Source organism: Corynebacterium afermentans subsp. afermentans (genome assembly GCF_030408355.1).
GTDB classification, from domain to species: domain Bacteria; phylum Actinomycetota; class Actinomycetes; order Mycobacteriales; family Mycobacteriaceae; genus Corynebacterium; species Corynebacterium afermentans.
Map to the genome: position 1 here is coordinate 1,085,222 of NZ_CP046606.1, position 14,244 is coordinate 1,099,465.

Consider the following 14,244-nt stretch of genomic DNA (forward strand, 5'->3'; position numbering starts at 1 on the left):
TCACTGTCCTCCCAGAGGTTGTTCATTTTTCAGGGCCTGGTCCAAAAGGCCGGTATCGATGTTCCACTGCTCGAGAATCCGCTCGTAGTCGCCAGTGTCGATGAGGTGCTGCATCGCCGCCGCCATCGCGTCGGCAAGCGGCGAGCCTTTCGGCACCGTGAAGCCGTAGGGGGCTGCGTCGAACATCTCGCCGATCATCTCCATCTCGCCGTCGGAGCGCTCCACGGCCCACGCAGAGACAGGGGAGTCGGCGCTGTAGGCGTCTGCGCGGCCCACCAGCGCGGCCAGGGCGGCGTTATCGGCGGTGTCGAACGCGAGCACCGTGATCGGGTCCTTGCCGGCGGCCTCGCAGGCCTCGGACTTCGGGCGCACGTCGTCGGTGTCCGACACCGTTGTGCGCTGCACCGACACGGTGAGCCCGCAGGCGTTATCCGGGTCCACGCCCGAGCCCGGCTGGGCGGCCCACTGCACGCCGGCGTAGAGGAAGTTGACAAAGTCGAAGGACTGGCGGCGTTCCTCGTTGTCCGTGAAACCGGACGCGCCGGCATCCAGGCTGCCTGCCGACACGGCGGGCAGGATCATGGCGAAGTCCATGTCGTCGGCCTGGAAATCCATGCCCATGACGCTGGCGACGGCGCGCGCGAGGTCCAGTTCCACGCCGATGAGCTCGCCTTGCGAGTCCTTGAACTGGAAGGGGGCGAACGGCGGGTTCGTGCCCACGTTGAGCACGCCGTCTGCGGCAACCTCTGGCGGCACCATGGCCGCGATTTCGGGCACAGCGTCCGGGACGATTGGTTCCCAGCCGTCGGGGGTGCCGCCCTCCTCGTTGGTCACGCAACCCGCGAGCAGCGCTGTCGCGCCCAGGCACGCGGCAACGCGTAGGAAGGTGGTGTGTTGCATACCGGCTCCAATACACGATGAATATTTACAATGAATCGTATATTACACCCGGATGCAAATGCTTATCGACGGCCCCAAGGTCACCCCTGGGGCCGTCGAAAAGCAAAGGTTTTTGGCTAGCGCTGCGCCATGCGAACGCCGCGCATGACCAGCTCAATCAGCGAGCCGATGACCAGCAGGCCGAGGAATACTGGGATGAGCACCGAGGTGGCCTGGCTGGAACCTGCGGAGGACTGCGCGAAATCGCCGGTGAAGAAACCGGACGACATCATCGCGGAGCCCTGGGCCTCCTGCTTCCACAGCTCCGCAGGGTTGGCGGTGTCCGGGACGGAGGAATTGCGCGCCCATGCTTGGACGAAATCCTTGCCGTCGCCCTCTTCCATGCCGTCGGTCCACTCGAGGAACATGTCGGAGGAGGAGACCTCCTTCAGCGGGTTCTTCTCCGGGTCGAGGTAGAGCGGATCATTCTCCGGATCGTGGTCCAGCGCCTCGAGTCCCGGCGACGGGTCGCCCGGCTTCCGCGGGCCCTTCTTCTTGTTGTCGGTCTTGCTCGAGGAACTTTCCTCGCTGCTAGACGAGTTGCCCTCGGCCGAGAGTTTTTCAAACGCGTCCGCGGTGTTGCGGAGAGCCTCGGCATCTTCGGTGGTGATGCCGGTGCCTGCTGGCTTCGTCTGCGAGGTGGCAGACGGCGCGTTCAGGCCTGCAAGGACGAGTGCTCCGGCGGTTACGCCGGCGATGAGAGACTTGCGCATGGGGCGTATCTTAACCAATCCGTTAGAGAATGCGATTCAGAGTCTTGCGGCCTGCAAAGAGGATCAAGAGCGAAACTAGGAGTGAGCCTGCGCCGAACCAGTACGGCACGCCGGCACCGAGAGACGCAGCCAGCGGGCCAGAAGCGGCCGGCGCCACCGCACCGCCGAGGAAGCGCATACCCGAATAGCTCGACGACGCCACGTTTCGCGGCATCTCCGTGGCCTCCATGACAGCTTCAGTCAGCACCGTGTTGAACACGCCGCTGAAGAAACCCGCGAGGATGACCAGGACCACAACGACTCCCAACCGGTGAGCGCCGAAGCCAGTCGAGGCGCGATGAACACCGAAGAGACAGCCAACGCCAGGCCCCAGCCGAAGAAGACGTAGCCCAGCTCAGTCGCGCCGAAGTTGCGCCCGCTTAGCGCGGCAGCTTCCTCAATGGGGTAGGGCGAGTAGGCGAGCAGGGTGAAAAATCCGAAGTTGTAGAAAAACGCCACCAAGCCGAGCGTGAGCAGAGCCGGATCCTTGGCTGCGGCGAGCCCCGCCGTCAGCGCGACGGGCTCCGGTTTGCGCTGCGTCTTGGCCAGCGGCGTCGCAATCGCGATAAAGCCGGCCGCCATGAGCACCGCCGTGCCGTAGAAGGGTGCGCGCCAGCTGATCTCGCCCAGCACGCCGCCGACGAGGGGGCCGATGGCCATACCGACGCCGATCGCGGCCTCTTACAGGATCACTGCCTGGCCCGCGTGCCCGGCCTCCGCGCCGACGATGGCCGCCAGCGCCGTCGAGATAAACAGTGCGCTTCCTAGACCCCAGCCAGTGCGGAACCCGACGATTGCGTCGACCGAACCCGCAGCACCAGACAGGGCAGAGAAGGCGACAATCAGCGCCAAACCGATCAACAGGGTGGTCTTGACACCGACGCGCGAAGAGATGAACGCGCTGAAGAACATGGCCAGCGCGGTAATAAGCAGGTAGCTGGTAAACAGCAGCATCGTTTGCGTCGGGGAGGCGTCAAGCTCCCGGCTAATCGCCGGCAGGATCGGGTCCACCAACCCGATGCCCATGAATGACACCGCGCAGGCAAAGGCCAGCGCCCACACAGCGACGGGCTGTTTAAGGATTTAATGGTTTTCCGGTGTGTGCTGCGAGTCTGTCACTCGCAACCTCCTTTACGTTGTTTCAACTCTGCGGTCAGCTCCGGCAGAAGCTCCGCCGCACGCTTGAGCGTCGCGACATCCTCCGGCTTCAACGGCTCGAACACAGGCGCCACCGCCTCGGCTGCTGCTGTCCTGTAGCTGCGTAGCACCTCGCGTCCGGCGTCGGTGATGGTCAGCGCTGTTGCGCGGGCATCGTCGTCGGCGGTGTGTCTGGCGGCGTAACCGTCGTTCACAAGCCGCTTCATGGCCTGGCTCATGGAGGGCTGGCGGATGCCTTCCCGCGCTGCAAGCTGTCCAATCCGGAGCCCCGGCTCGCGCTCGAGGGCCGCAAGCGCGCGCATGGAAACGTTGGAAAGCTCCATGCCCGACGCCTGGTACGCGGCGCGTGTGAAGTGGCTGCCTGCTGCAATGAGCTCAACAGCGAGCGCGGCGAGTTCCTCGTTGGAGTGCATAGGAGAACTATATAGGTTGCCAATGTATAGCAAAACCCCGCAGGCCAGCGAGGCGTGCGGGGTGTGTTCGTGGCGGAGGAGGGGCTAGTCCTCGGCCTCCGCGTCGAGGCGGGCCTGGTCGCGCTGGCGGCGCTTCTTGCTGATCTGGTGGCTGGTCACTCCGGCCACTACAGCGCCCACGACGGCACCGACGATTGCACCGGTAGCGCCTGCGCTGTCAAAGCTGCCCGAGGGGTCGAAGCCGCCAGTGACGATGAGGCCTGCTAACCAGACCGCGCACAATGCGAAGTAGGTGATGAGCACGCCACGGGGAGTATCACGCAGGCGGATGACTGGTGAGGCAACGTAGTTACGCATCCACTGCGAGCTTGCCGCGCTGCTGATGATGGGGATGAGTAGCACGACGACGGTCCACAGGGACTGCTGTCCTGGAAGTACCCACGCGAGGATCGCGCCGACGAGCGCCATGCCGATCAGCGAGGTGTAAAAGCCCACCGAGTTGGCCTTGTGGTACGTCGCGGCCTCGAACTCGTCGGTGGCAGTGCCGTCGACGTAATTGACGATGGAGTCTCCGAAATTCTTGAACATCATTCCTCCTTGGTCTGGCCAAAGATTTCTTCAACGGACTTTTCAAACTGACGGCAGATGTCGAGCGCTAAGTAGACGGAAGGCGAGTAGTTGCCCCGCTCGATGTTGGCGATGGTCTGCCGGGAAACGCCGACGCGGTCAGCGAGCTCCTGCTGCGACAACTCGTGCCAGCGCCGCCATTTGCGAACTGTGTTGGTGTGGTCGCCCATGTGGCCTCCTTCCATTTACACAATGTAAAAGGAACGACCCGTAGTGTCAAGGGAACTTTACATTTGGGTGATGGGTTAGGAAAACTCCTGACCACTGTCAACGCGGGCAAGTTGCGGGCCCAGTTCCATGGTCTTGCGTGTTTGGTTCCAAACTGACAACGTGAGTGGAAAACAGGGGTGAAAGCGAAACACCGGTCCACTCAGCTGCTAGAGAGACCACTTTGAGTCGCGCAGCGGCGATACTCGGGCTACCCTTGCCCCGTTGCGTCTGCGCCTGACGAGTAGCTGGAGGTGCAAATTGTGAATCTACAAAAATTCTTGTGGATTTGCGCAGGCATGGGGACTCTGCTTGCGGGGTATTCAAGCGGGGCCCCTCCTCTTTTGCTAATCACTCTTCTTTTCATCGCTTCCATCCCGACGGCACTACTAGTTACGTCATCTTTAGAGCCGCAAGGTGGACTTAAGGTCGTAGGTTTGCTTGCGATCTGTATTGCTTTAGGTACCTTCGTTCCGCTCGTTCTCGTCTTCGCTTATGCCGTTTATATGTCTGTGAGCTGGTATTCGGTTACCCCAGCCGAGTCACTTTAGAATTCTGTCTCACGGAAAGACCGGCTGGAGCAAAGGCGAGCACCCATGAACAGTAGATTCCCCTGCCCGGGTCTCAGGTAAGGGCACCGCCCCACCTCCCAGCGACCACCGTCGCGATCGCTGCGTCCGCCGTCGCGGCATGGCCAGCGGCGGTGGAGTGCACCGGCAGGGCCTCGTCACCCGTTACAGGTCTCAGTGCCGAGAACCTCCGCTCACCCCACGCCGCGCACACGCCCCGGCCGTCGTTTGGAGGGGCGATGTGGCCTCTCCGCCTGTAAAGCCGCCGCAATCGTACCGTTGAGCGAATCCACGAACCGGGACAACACTGCGACGGCCCGGCCATCGGCTCGTTCGCGCACCGGATAGCTCACCCCACCCCGCGGAGCTAACGGGGACGCAGCCTCCCAAAGATGCGCACCCGTGGTGCCCGCTCCTTCGCGTCCGCCACGGTCCCCACAATTGTTCTTTGGCAGCAGCGGTGTCCACCCCCGCACCAGCGGCTTCACACAGCCCCCGAAGGCAGCGGGGAAACTAGATTGCGCGAGACAACGTTCCGTACCACGGTGGTAAGGCCTTGAGCGGGAACGGAGAGCTCGTCGATAAGCAAAAGGCTTCTGCCTGCGCTTCCCTGGGTCGCAACGCAACGCCATAACGGGCTCATGCCGCATCACCGCATCTCGGATGCAGCCCCAATGCGTCTGGGGCAATCAGCTGTCCGCCCAAGCCGGCCAGGATGAAGCGCTGAAAAGCTCGCAGAACCCGCTGTACACCCCATCTCGGGGCAGGGTTAAGGGTCAAAATGTGTGTCCGGAATCGCCGATTTTCATGGGGTGACCTGTAGGTTTCAGGAAAGTATATGCTTCCGGGGCATATATCTGGGTCTCGAGCGTTCAATCCTCGGTGTGGCAGCGTTGGTGTGCTATGTGCGGCGTGGTGTGGTGTCGCAATGTCAAAGAACTGAAGCGTCCTGGGTTTAGTTCCGCTTCTTTTACGGCCCTGTGTTGATGGGCTGGGTGAGATAGTACTCGGTTTCTACTTCCTGTGGGGTGGCGTAGTCCAAAGCTTCATGAAGCCGCTTGGTGTTCCACCAATGCACCCACCGCAAGGTGGCCAGTTCGACTTCTCCGACCGACGTCCACGGACCTTGGGCATGAATCAGTTCCGCCTTGTAGAGACCATTGACTGTTTCGGCTAGAGCATTGTCATAAGAATCGCCGACTGTTCCCACACTCGGACGGATTCCGGATTCCGCTAGCGCAGTGGAATACTTCAGTGACACGTACTGGCTGCCCCGATCACTATGGTGAATTAACTGGTTTCCATGAATTCGCCCTGCAGTCGTTAACGCATGCTCCAAAGCCTCCATCGGCAGCGCATCGGTACGCATCGTCGAGCGTGTAGCAACACCAACAATTTTCCGACTGAAGACATCAACTACAAATGCGGTGTAGGCGAATCCCGACGAAGTGCGAACATAGGTAATGTCGGCAACCCACAACCTGCCTGGTGCTTGTGCACGAAAGTTTCGCTGTACTAGGTCTGGGCGATGATCCGGTGCCTTCGGGCTAATCGTTGTCACAGGGGTTCGTCCACGTCTGCGGCCAGAAACACCTGCTAGCTTCATCAGTCGTGCAGCCTTGTCACGACCGATATGAAAACCTTCACGGTTCATCGCGTGCCACATTTTGCGGATACCGTAGACCGAGAAGTTCTCCGCATGCACACGCTGTATTTCTGGGATGAGAAGGCTATCGCTTAAGGCCCTTGCACTGGGAACGCGTGTGGTGGCTTTGCGGTAGCCGCGTGAAGTAATGAATCCACGATCTGCTTGTTTCAGGACTCGGCAGATGGCCTCGACCCCAAACTGATCTTTATACGTGTCGATGTAAGAGATCATTTGGTCGTGGGTCGGTCGAGTTCCGCTGCGAAAAAAGCCGAAGCTGTCTTAAGAATCCCGTTTGCTCGCTTCAGTTCACGGTTCTCTCGGCGCAAACGCTTGAGTTCTTCTTCCATTGTTTCGCTATCCGGCGTTGTGCGGCCATCTCGTGTGGAGGCGCTGTCGCGGTACCACGCCCGCAATGTGTGGCGTGATACGCCGAGGAGCTCTCCGACCTGTTCGTAGGCACGCTGCAATGAGCAGGACTCCAAGCGGACCATTTCGATGATCTGATGGACCGCCTTCTCCTTGAACTCGACGGAATACTTTCTAGGCATAGTTCAATCCTTCCTTAGCTGAGGTAGGAACTAAACCCAGGACGCTTCAGAACCAACCCCCCGCACACAAAGAATCGGACACTCTCCGCCGAGCTAGTAAGCATAAATTCCATTCAGCTCGACAGTCTTGACTCAACACCTGCATGCACATGTCGGTGTAGCGCGCGTTCTCTAGGGGATATTTTGCGGGATCTCCCAATCCTCTATGGGAGATCGGCGTGCGCCCCAATAGTCAATTCCCCACTCTTGAGAGGGGGGAATTGACTCAACTCTCCCGCCGTAGATAAATGTCTTGGGCATGTAATCGCTCTGAGGGATCTTCTCCTGATTTACACGCTGCTCGGGGAGCCACTCAAATGCTCCGATTTGATGCCAGATTTTGTACTGTTTGACGAAGGAAGAGAAATCGCTATAACCGTATAGATGTACTAACTCATTTACGGTAAATTCTGCAAAACTATCTTTGTCCTCAAAGCAGCGGATTCGTAGCAGAAGATTCCCGATTGAAGTACGCGGTTGTGACTCGACTAGCTCGTCCAGGCGCCAAATAGGCAGTTCACTTACCGCTAAAATAGTCAAGAATGTCTTCCTTTCACGCTGTCGGTTATCTAAAAATCGGAGCTTCCCCCAGCTCCCGCAAACCCCGAAGAGCTTGTTCTACGAAGCTCAGCCGCTCCACCCGGCGTCGCGTTCAACCCTAACAGCACTGCACGCCTTGCGCAGCACAACTCGTGTTCGAACTCCGCACCTGGGCCCACTGCGAACAGGCTAGGTTTATTTTTGCCCCTGAGCGTGGTTAATGTGCTGGTAGGGGCGTTGTGAAGAGTGCTGCGGTTTATATCGAACGTTCGATATGGTGGGGGTATGATTTCTCGCGAATTCGAACTGAAGTACGGCTCTCCCGCCGAGTCGTCAACGCTCGACTTGTCCCGCGAGACCCTGCTAAATGACGCGCAGGAAGCGAATGTGCTGATGAAAAGCGCGGCGAGATTCCTTCGCGTACTCGACGCTGCGGACGGCTGGGATGATCACGATTGGCTGGCGGCGGCGGACGCGCTCGACAACGCTGCCGACGATTGCAGCGACGCTGCGGACGTAGAGCAGGCCGCATTGGGCAGCGAGCAGGCGTGACGGGCGGGCGCACCGCGACACAGCCGTCAACGTCGCCGCTTTCGTGCCAATAGCGACAGGTCGCGAAGCGCGGAAAATAGACTTTTACCGTTCATTCGGTAAAGCCTGCGCCGCGCCGCAACTGTTCGGAACGGGCACGCGTTGGCGGCGGGTGCCGCAGAGAGCATTATAACCAAGGCTGCCAGAGGGCCATTACAAATTTCTTACTGAGACTCATCATGAGACCATGATGCCCCGTTCTGGTTCACACCCCGAGAACTTAACCTAATGTTCACAGCTTTTTCATCCCCCATTCCCATCCCCCACGATCAGCATCAGGAGAGGGGGGAGCGTAGCAATGGGAAATCTTTGAAGCGTGAAAGTAGTCCGTGAACGGCTTTTGCTCAAGATGCACACATTCCTCAGAGTCCCATTCGAACGATGCCAATTCATGCCAGACCTCAAATTGTAGCCGCAAACAATGCAGATCCTTAAGGCCAAAAAAGCTGCATAGCTCTGAAATCGTAAACTCCGCAACGACTTCATCTTTGTACAGCTTAATCCGAACAACATGATGGTCAACGTCTGCCGGTTCGCCACCCTCTAGGTTCCAGAGTGGGGTTTTTAACAATTTCATTAGAGCTTCCTTAATTGGACTCCCCTGTAAAGTCTCCCTGGCACCGTTCCAGTTAAAGGAATGGGGATGGTGGTGCCACGTTCTATCCAGCGCAACCTCTTGTGGCCAACACACTTCACTCACGTTCCCTTTCAATTAGGGTACAGCCAAATGAGACGCGGACAGTAGTGCCCGAGAACGGGTAACACCCCGCCACCTTGGTTTTTGTTGGTGGCGGGGTGTTGCGGGGGGTTTCGGAAAACCCCCTGACCACCACCAACGCGGCGCAGTTCCAGACTTAGTTCCACGACGATTTTGGTTTAGTTCCAAACTTCAGCGTAGTCGGACGAATTTGCCACGCATTAGACGTGGGCCATCTTCCACCTGTCGTCCTAAAATATTAGAAAGATCACGTAACTCACGGAATATCGAAGGAGACACCATGAACCTCGGAATCGGTGAAGTTTTTATCATCCTGCTAATCATCGCCCTGTTCGCCGCGCTGGGCTACGCCCTCTGGAGGATTGTGCGTTCCGCAAGTCAGAAATAGCCCGCCGGCACCACGGAGCCCGTTTGCCCACCGGAATCTCTGCGCTCGCTATTTTGTTCCCCGCCGTCCAACGACTGGCGGGGTTTCGCGCCAGCGTGGCCTTCGCTGACGGCCCTTTTCAATGCGCCTCTTAAGACCGTTCTCTCCTGTGCTTCTGCAACTCGGCTTCCAGCACGTCGCCCGCGCCGACAAACTTCTCGGTGAACGATTCGACAAGTCCTAACGAAACGGACTGCGCGCTCAAAATGTCGGCCTGGTCAAGGTTGCCCCGCTTTTTCCACTTCGCAACTTTCTTTTCGAAGTCGTTGTCACGCATCGGCTTGCGTTTGATGACAAGCGAGTGCGGAAGCATAAACCGAAGCATCGAGTATCGTGCCGCCTCCTTTTCACTGGCAATGTCTTTGCCGATAGTCCAGTCGCCATGGACTAACATGTTGCGGATTTTCAGAGCCTCTTCGAGGCCACGCGCCGTTTCTCGGCATGTTTCACACTCAGACCTTTTCGCTATAGCCTCTCGCATGGTGCTGACCTTTTGCTGGGCTTCAATAGTTGCCCCGAAGTGCTCATCTCTGCTGAACTCCACGTCGCAGAGGTCAGCAAGCAGGTTTTCCACTCGTCCTGAGGCAAGGAAAAACGAACCGTAGGCGACAAGGAAGTCGTTATGAAACCGTTCGAGAAATGGCAGCGGGTCGTCAAGTTTGAATGCCTTTCCGATGTAAGACTCGGCTGACGAGGTCGCGGCATCGAGAACATCGCCCAAGTCGAGTGTTGCTTCGACTTTCTTGGCAACGCTGCGCATGGTGGCGGCAAGTTTCGAGTTGACAGCTTCAGCAAGTGACGGAGTGCCGGGTATCGAAGCGAGAATCGACGCGTTAATTGTCGGGTCCATGTCAGGAAGAATTGATTTCGCGTCGAAACCGAGGTTCGGTTTGGGCACCGACGCGAACACGCTGGGGTCATAGGAATTCCAGACGATGTCCCGTAGCCACTGCTCAAGACGAGCACTGCGGGCGTGGTCGGTACCGGGCTGCGGTTGTGACGGCTGATTGTGGTCGTATTCCTGCTCATCGTTGTGGTCGGTCATGGTTCGAAACGTACCCATACCCGTAGGCCACGTCACTCGATACTGAAAAAGAGACTGCCTCAAACGCGAAACCTGCCCAGCCAAGGTGTGTGCCTTAGGCCAGGCGGGTGAAAAGCGAAGAACTGCTAGACGGTGTGGAACGAGCGGGCTGTCTTGGTGAGCACGGCGTTCATGCCATCGCCTCGAAGCCGGAGCACAATGTGCTTGCCCGTCTCATACGACTTGGCGCGGCCCAGCAGTTCGGTGCCGGTACAGTCCCAGACTTCCCATACGTCCTCTGTGAACAGCGTGTCGTTTGTGGCCCGGTACCCGTCCTCCGAAGGCGCGTCGGTCGCTAAACAGCGGCTTGAACTAACCATTTCTGACGTGTCCGGTTTCTCTGCTGCGCCACCCGCGATTTGCCGTCAGGCGTCGGTGACTATCAAAAACTCCATCGAGGACGGCGCTAGGTGGCTCCAGCAAGGGCCAGCGTACGGCACCCCGGAGTGGCAGGAAGTCTACGGCCAGCGAAATATGATTAAGTCTCGCAACGACAAGTTGAAGAACTCACGAGGTATCGGAATCGGCGACTCCACGGTTCGTCTCACGCGAGGCTGGGTCGGCCAGCTGCTGGCGACTGTAATGTGGAGGTCAAAGCACACACTGGACGCAACAAGGTGAGATTGCAGATGTTACGGGGGCACAGCACCGCCACATCCGCTAGGGGAGGGCAGCGGCCTAGAAGTCGTGTTCGAGCAGAGAAAAACGCTCCCAAATTGACGAATCGTTGTCGTTTTCAGGGCATTTTCGCATTGGCGGCAGAAGGGAATGGGTGCGTGGCCGGGACGTGGTGTAGCGGCGCACCACCCGTTGGGCATGCACGAGGCAGCGTTGGATCTTGGTTGTGGGCCAGCACTATTTAATCGCGCTCAATGCTCCTTGGCCGCCGTCGATGACGGTGATGAGTGGGGCTTCGATGCGTTCGAGCAGTCGTTGGTAGTCGCGGGTGGTTTCGTGTTTGCACCAGTGCCAGGCAATGACGTGGTCGATCGTCGCCGCGACGATTAAGCAGCCGCCGGCGGTGTAGGTGCCGTCGAGAAACACCTGGTCGTAGACCCGCCCGACGTGCCCGGTGGTGGGATCCGGCACATCGACGAGCCAGCACGGTTCAAAGCGGCGTTGCAATGTTCGCGGCGAGCATCCCAGACGGCGGGCAGCAGTATCGAGGTTGACGCCAGTGGTGAGGTGATCGATGAAGGCGCTGAATACTGCTGCGTTGGTGATGTCGCTGCGGCGCTTGACGCTGGAGGCACCGCATTGTTTGCAGCGCCACCTAGTGGTGCCTTTGCTAGTAGTGCCGTTGCGTTTCATTTCGCCGTCGCAGAAGCAGCGTGGTCGGTTCTTTGGCATTGCGACACCACACCACGCCGCGTGTAGCACACCACGGCAACCACACCGTGGATTTCCCGTCCGGGAGCCAGATATATGCTCCTGGAGCATATATATTCCTAAAACCCAGAGGTCAACCTCTGAAAATCAGCGATTCCGGACACACTTTTTGTCGTTTAACCCCCAAGGCACGCATTCTTCGCTACCCTAAAAAGGGGTGGAAACGAAAGTGCCTAACATGTGGCAATGAGCTGTGCACAGTTCGTTTCAAAGCTAGCGTCTGGCATGCGCACTAACAGCGCCCCCATCATAAGAAAGGTTCCATCATATGCAGAATCCCACTCGTAAATGGTCGAGGGATGCACGCCTTGCAGCTTCGGTGGCTCTCGCCGCTGGCCTATCACTTTCGGCAATAACCAGCCCTGCCCAAGCGGCCGAAACACCCCAAACAGGCGCCTACGTGGTAGGAGCAGAAACGCGACAGAAGTTGTCGCCTGAAGATGTCCAGTTCGTAAAGAATGTGTCGAAAGCCGGACCGACATTCGTCGACGAAGAGGGCAAGATTGCAACCACCGCTTCAGATCGCGAGCTGTCGGACAACTACGGCTTCAGTGACCAAGACCTGGAACGTTTGCATGAGTCCGTTCTGGGGAAGCCAATGAACTTGAGTAGCTCTTCCAACGACGCGCCCATCAGTTCAAGTAGCTCGACCACCCCCGTTGAGTACGCTTATCGTGACGGCTCATCAGTTTGCTTCACCCACAATGACCTGTTAGTCGGTGCTGGGGCAGCAATCGTCGCCGCTGCTGACGCAGGACCGGTTGCCCTTGCCGCAGCTTTTGAGGCCGCAGCCACCGCGTTCGGAGGACCTGTAGGTACAGCGATTGGTTTCGTGCTTGCCGCAGCCAGCGCACCTAGCCTGGTCGAGCTCGGCGGACGTGCGGTCACTGCGGTTGCCACCAATCGTGGCCTCAAGATAGGAGTTCAGGCGGACTACCCGCCCGTGTACTCAGACTACTGCTGAGAGGAGATCCCATGAATCAGCGAGTAGCTTTACTCCAAGTCGTTTTCCACATCCTCACCCTCACGGGATGTACTCTTTTGTCGACCCACTTCGAAGCTGGGAGCACCAGGCCAGGGGATCAATTAGCCCTTGGATTAATTCCGCTCATTCTGGGAGTCGGCGGAACGGCTTACCTTGCAATCGTGAAGAAGCATCGCGACAGCTGGCGTTATGGAATTCCGACTATCGTTTTCGGCGTAGTCATATCGGTATTCTTTCCGTCTTTCTTCTCTCGTATAGTAGTTCTGATCCTCTTCCTACTGCTTATCGGCGCTACTGCATTGAAGACGCAGCGGACCCCAGTTAGGGCATAGATCTCTTACGACTTGGGTACACGACGCCAGCAAGTAAAGACGCGGCCCTGGACTTACCTCGGGCGGCGTCTTTACTTGCTGGACATAAACACATTGTGCGGGAGTTTTTAGGGGGTAGCCATGGGTGACGCAGCGACGTCCTCCCACCGCACACCTGCCCGCACGGCCCGGCAGAACGTGCGGACGTATGTACGGGTAGCACTCGCTCCGGTCTCGCCACGCTCGCCGGATTGCTCGTAGGCACGAATCTGGCCACATCGCTCCGCAGCGGCCTGCTCCGCGTCGCGTGCGACGTGCTCCATCCACGCGAGCGGGTCTTAATGATCTCTTCTTCGACATATGCCGTCACAACCGGGATGGATAGATCGCGCTCAAGGTGCATGTAGTTCGCCAAAGACAACGGAAATGCGTTAGTGAAAATGTTCTTGCTGTTTAGACCACGTGTTTAGTAACGGTGTGGTGAGTATCGGGTAACGCCCGGGTGAGTATCGAGTAACACCCGGGCGTTTTGGGGTTTCGGTGGGGTTATTAGTCCAGTCGCATGTTGGTGCCTTCGAGTGTGATGATTTCGGCGCCGGCGACGAGTCGGTTGAGGATGGATTCGGCGATGACGGCATCCGGGATGGATTTGTACCACTCGTCGGGTGTGTACTGGGATGTCACGATGGTGGATCCGCGGGGTTCGCGCTCTGCGAGGATGTTGAGCAGTTGGTGTGCGGTAGCGGCATCGATTGGGGTGGTCAGGAAGTCGTCGAGGACTAACACGTCTGTGTGGTGGAGGTCTTCGAGGAATGTGATGCGGGCTGGGTCGTCGTGTTTGAGCACGGCGAGGTGGTTGGCGAGTGTGTCGGTGCGGAAGAAGCGTGCGGAGTAGTCGTTTCGGCACGCCGCTGTGAGCAGTGCTTGGGCGAGGTAGGTCTTGCCGACGGAGGATTTGCCCAGGATGACAATGTTTTGTGCGCTTTGGCACCATTGGCAGTGAGCGAGTCGGGTGATTTGTTCTTTGTTGATGGTGCGGCCGGGCGTGTAAGTGATGTCTTCGATACAAGCATCGGGGTTTGGCGATCGGGATGCTTTGAGCAGTTTGTTGACTCGCCTCTCACGCTTGGCCGCTACCTCTTTATCGAGTGCGTAGAGCACTTTGTCTTAAGAAGCTCCAGTCGTCGAATGCGGGATCGGTGGCGATGTCGATGACGCTTTGTCCGAAGGCGGTCATGCGCAGGTCGGTAAAGATCGGCAGGACTGATTCGTCGAGGAAGCGAGCAGATGCTGATGCTG

The 14,244-nt window shown here is 58.3% G+C and carries 15 protein-coding genes and 2 pseudogenes; 2 read left to right on the forward strand and 15 right to left on the reverse strand.

Annotated features, from left to right (window positions below):
* The 9 genes and pseudogenes from CAFEA_RS05180 to CAFEA_RS05220 all read right to left on the reverse strand — a co-directional run bounded on the left by CAFEA_RS05180 (position 1) and on the right by CAFEA_RS05220 (position 7,440).
* Positions 1 to 900: an ABC transporter substrate-binding protein gene (locus tag CAFEA_RS05180; RefSeq protein WP_034999896.1), complete on the reverse strand. Its 900-nt coding sequence runs from the start codon at positions 898 to 900 to the stop codon at positions 1 to 3.
* A 116-nt stretch (positions 901 to 1,016) separates the two neighbouring features.
* On the reverse strand, positions 1,017 to 1,652 hold the full coding sequence (locus CAFEA_RS05185; RefSeq protein WP_063937322.1) for a hypothetical protein: 636 nt from the start codon (positions 1,650 to 1,652) through the stop codon (positions 1,017 to 1,019).
* Between the two features lie 22 nt (positions 1,653 to 1,674).
* Complete coding sequence (locus CAFEA_RS05190; protein WP_200803044.1) at positions 1,675 to 1,911, reverse strand: hypothetical protein; 237 nt, start codon at positions 1,909 to 1,911, stop codon at positions 1,675 to 1,677.
* A pseudogene (locus CAFEA_RS05195) lies at positions 1,893 to 2,753 on the reverse strand (MFS transporter). The gene CAFEA_RS05190 and the pseudogene CAFEA_RS05195 overlap by 19 nt, the downstream one beginning before the upstream one ends.
* 53 nt (positions 2,754 to 2,806) lie before the next feature.
* A complete protein-coding gene (locus tag CAFEA_RS05200; RefSeq protein ID WP_063937321.1) occupies positions 2,807 to 3,262 on the reverse strand; it encodes a MarR family winged helix-turn-helix transcriptional regulator in 456 nt (151 codons plus the stop codon).
* Between the two features lie 84 nt (positions 3,263 to 3,346).
* Positions 3,347 to 3,850, reverse strand: a complete 504-nt coding sequence (locus CAFEA_RS05205; protein WP_063937320.1) for a hypothetical protein — start codon at positions 3,848 to 3,850, stop codon at positions 3,347 to 3,349.
* Positions 3,850 to 4,059, reverse strand: a complete 210-nt coding sequence (locus CAFEA_RS05210; protein WP_063937319.1) for a helix-turn-helix transcriptional regulator — start codon at positions 4,057 to 4,059, stop codon at positions 3,850 to 3,852. Before CAFEA_RS05210 ends, CAFEA_RS05205 begins: the two co-directional genes overlap by 1 nt.
* Before the next feature lie 1,576 nt (positions 4,060 to 5,635).
* Positions 5,636 to 6,861 (reverse strand): IS3 family transposase gene (locus CAFEA_RS05215; RefSeq protein ID WP_143313387.1). Its coding sequence is split into 2 segments (ribosomal slippage): positions 5,636 to 6,582 and positions 6,582 to 6,861, totalling 1,227 coding nucleotides; the frame shifts between segments, so codons are not numbered across the junction.
* Positions 6,862 to 7,032: 171 nt separating this feature from the next.
* Positions 7,033 to 7,440, reverse strand: a complete 408-nt coding sequence (locus tag CAFEA_RS05220) for a hypothetical protein (protein WP_143313315.1) — start codon at positions 7,438 to 7,440, stop codon at positions 7,033 to 7,035.
* Positions 7,441 to 7,725: 285 nt separating this feature from the next.
* On the opposite strand from CAFEA_RS05220, the gene CAFEA_RS05225 reads away from it, so the two are divergent.
* Positions 7,726 to 7,992, forward strand: a complete 267-nt coding sequence (locus tag CAFEA_RS05225; protein WP_063937318.1) for a hypothetical protein — start codon at positions 7,726 to 7,728, stop codon at positions 7,990 to 7,992.
* A gap of 271 nt (positions 7,993 to 8,263) precedes the next feature.
* On the opposite strand, the gene CAFEA_RS05230 is transcribed toward CAFEA_RS05225, so the two are convergent.
* From CAFEA_RS05230 to CAFEA_RS05245, 4 genes and pseudogenes are all read right to left on the reverse strand, one after another.
* On the reverse strand, positions 8,264 to 8,608 hold the full coding sequence (locus CAFEA_RS05230) for a hypothetical protein (RefSeq protein WP_063937317.1): 345 nt from the start codon (positions 8,606 to 8,608) through the stop codon (positions 8,264 to 8,266).
* A gap of 659 nt (positions 8,609 to 9,267) precedes the next feature.
* Complete coding sequence (locus tag CAFEA_RS05235; protein WP_076590015.1) at positions 9,268 to 10,221, reverse strand: hypothetical protein; 954 nt, start codon at positions 10,219 to 10,221, stop codon at positions 9,268 to 9,270.
* A 125-nt stretch (positions 10,222 to 10,346) separates the two neighbouring features.
* Positions 10,347 to 10,580, reverse strand: coding sequence for a hypothetical protein (locus CAFEA_RS05240; RefSeq protein WP_063937315.1), 234 nt, complete (start codon positions 10,578 to 10,580; stop codon positions 10,347 to 10,349).
* 451 nt (positions 10,581 to 11,031) lie between these two features.
* Positions 11,032 to 11,610, reverse strand: a pseudogene (locus tag CAFEA_RS05245) (transposase-like zinc-binding domain-containing protein); the annotation flags it as partial.
* A gap of 307 nt (positions 11,611 to 11,917) precedes the next feature.
* Between CAFEA_RS05245 and CAFEA_RS05250 the strand changes: the two are divergent.
* Positions 11,918 to 12,613 carry a hypothetical protein gene (locus tag CAFEA_RS05250; protein ID WP_143313317.1) on the forward strand — a complete coding sequence of 232 codons (696 nt, stop codon included), beginning with the start codon at positions 11,918 to 11,920 and terminating at the stop codon, positions 12,611 to 12,613.
* A gap of 460 nt (positions 12,614 to 13,073) precedes the next feature.
* On the opposite strand, the gene CAFEA_RS05255 is transcribed toward CAFEA_RS05250, so the two are convergent.
* Together CAFEA_RS05255 and CAFEA_RS05260 are read right to left on the reverse strand one after the other, a co-directional pair.
* Complete coding sequence (locus tag CAFEA_RS05255; RefSeq protein ID WP_126858284.1) at positions 13,074 to 13,268, reverse strand: hypothetical protein; 195 nt, start codon at positions 13,266 to 13,268, stop codon at positions 13,074 to 13,076.
* A gap of 226 nt (positions 13,269 to 13,494) precedes the next feature.
* Positions 13,495 to 14,106 (reverse strand): ATP-binding protein, encoded by a 612-nt coding sequence (locus CAFEA_RS05260; protein WP_253704933.1) that lies wholly within the window; start codon positions 14,104 to 14,106, stop codon positions 13,495 to 13,497.
* Between the last annotated feature and the right edge of the window lie 138 nt (positions 14,107 to 14,244).

Excerpts from the sequence above, each read along its gene's own strand:
- CAFEA_RS05200 (WP_063937321.1), bottom strand. The coding sequence starts at position 3,262 with ATGCACTCCAACGAGGAACTCGCCGCGCTCGCTGTTGAGCTCATTGCA.
- CAFEA_RS05230 (WP_063937317.1), bottom strand. The coding sequence starts at position 8,608 with ATGAAATTGTTAAAAACCCCACTCTGGAACCTAGAGGGTGGCGAACCG.
- CAFEA_RS05255 (WP_126858284.1), bottom strand. The coding sequence starts at position 13,268 with ATGGAGCACGTCGCACGCGACGCGGAGCAGGCCGCTGCGGAGCGATGT.
- CAFEA_RS05235 (WP_076590015.1), bottom strand. The coding sequence starts at position 10,221 with ATGACCGACCACAACGATGAGCAGGAATACGACCACAATCAGCCGTCA.
- CAFEA_RS05250 (WP_143313317.1), top strand. The coding sequence starts at position 11,918 with ATGCAGAATCCCACTCGTAAATGGTCGAGGGATGCACGCCTTGCAGCT.
- CAFEA_RS05185 (WP_063937322.1), bottom strand. The coding sequence starts at position 1,652 with ATGCGCAAGTCTCTCATCGCCGGCGTAACCGCCGGAGCACTCGTCCTT.
- CAFEA_RS05205 (WP_063937320.1), bottom strand. The coding sequence starts at position 3,850 with ATGTTCAAGAATTTCGGAGACTCCATCGTCAATTACGTCGACGGCACT.
- CAFEA_RS05240 (WP_063937315.1), bottom strand. The coding sequence starts at position 10,580 with ATGGTTAGTTCAAGCCGCTGTTTAGCGACCGACGCGCCTTCGGAGGAC.
- CAFEA_RS05210 (WP_063937319.1), bottom strand. The coding sequence starts at position 4,059 with ATGGGCGACCACACCAACACAGTTCGCAAATGGCGGCGCTGGCACGAG.
- CAFEA_RS05180 (WP_034999896.1), bottom strand. The coding sequence starts at position 900 with ATGCAACACACCACCTTCCTACGCGTTGCCGCGTGCCTGGGCGCGACA.
- CAFEA_RS05225 (WP_063937318.1), top strand. The coding sequence starts at position 7,726 with ATGATTTCTCGCGAATTCGAACTGAAGTACGGCTCTCCCGCCGAGTCG.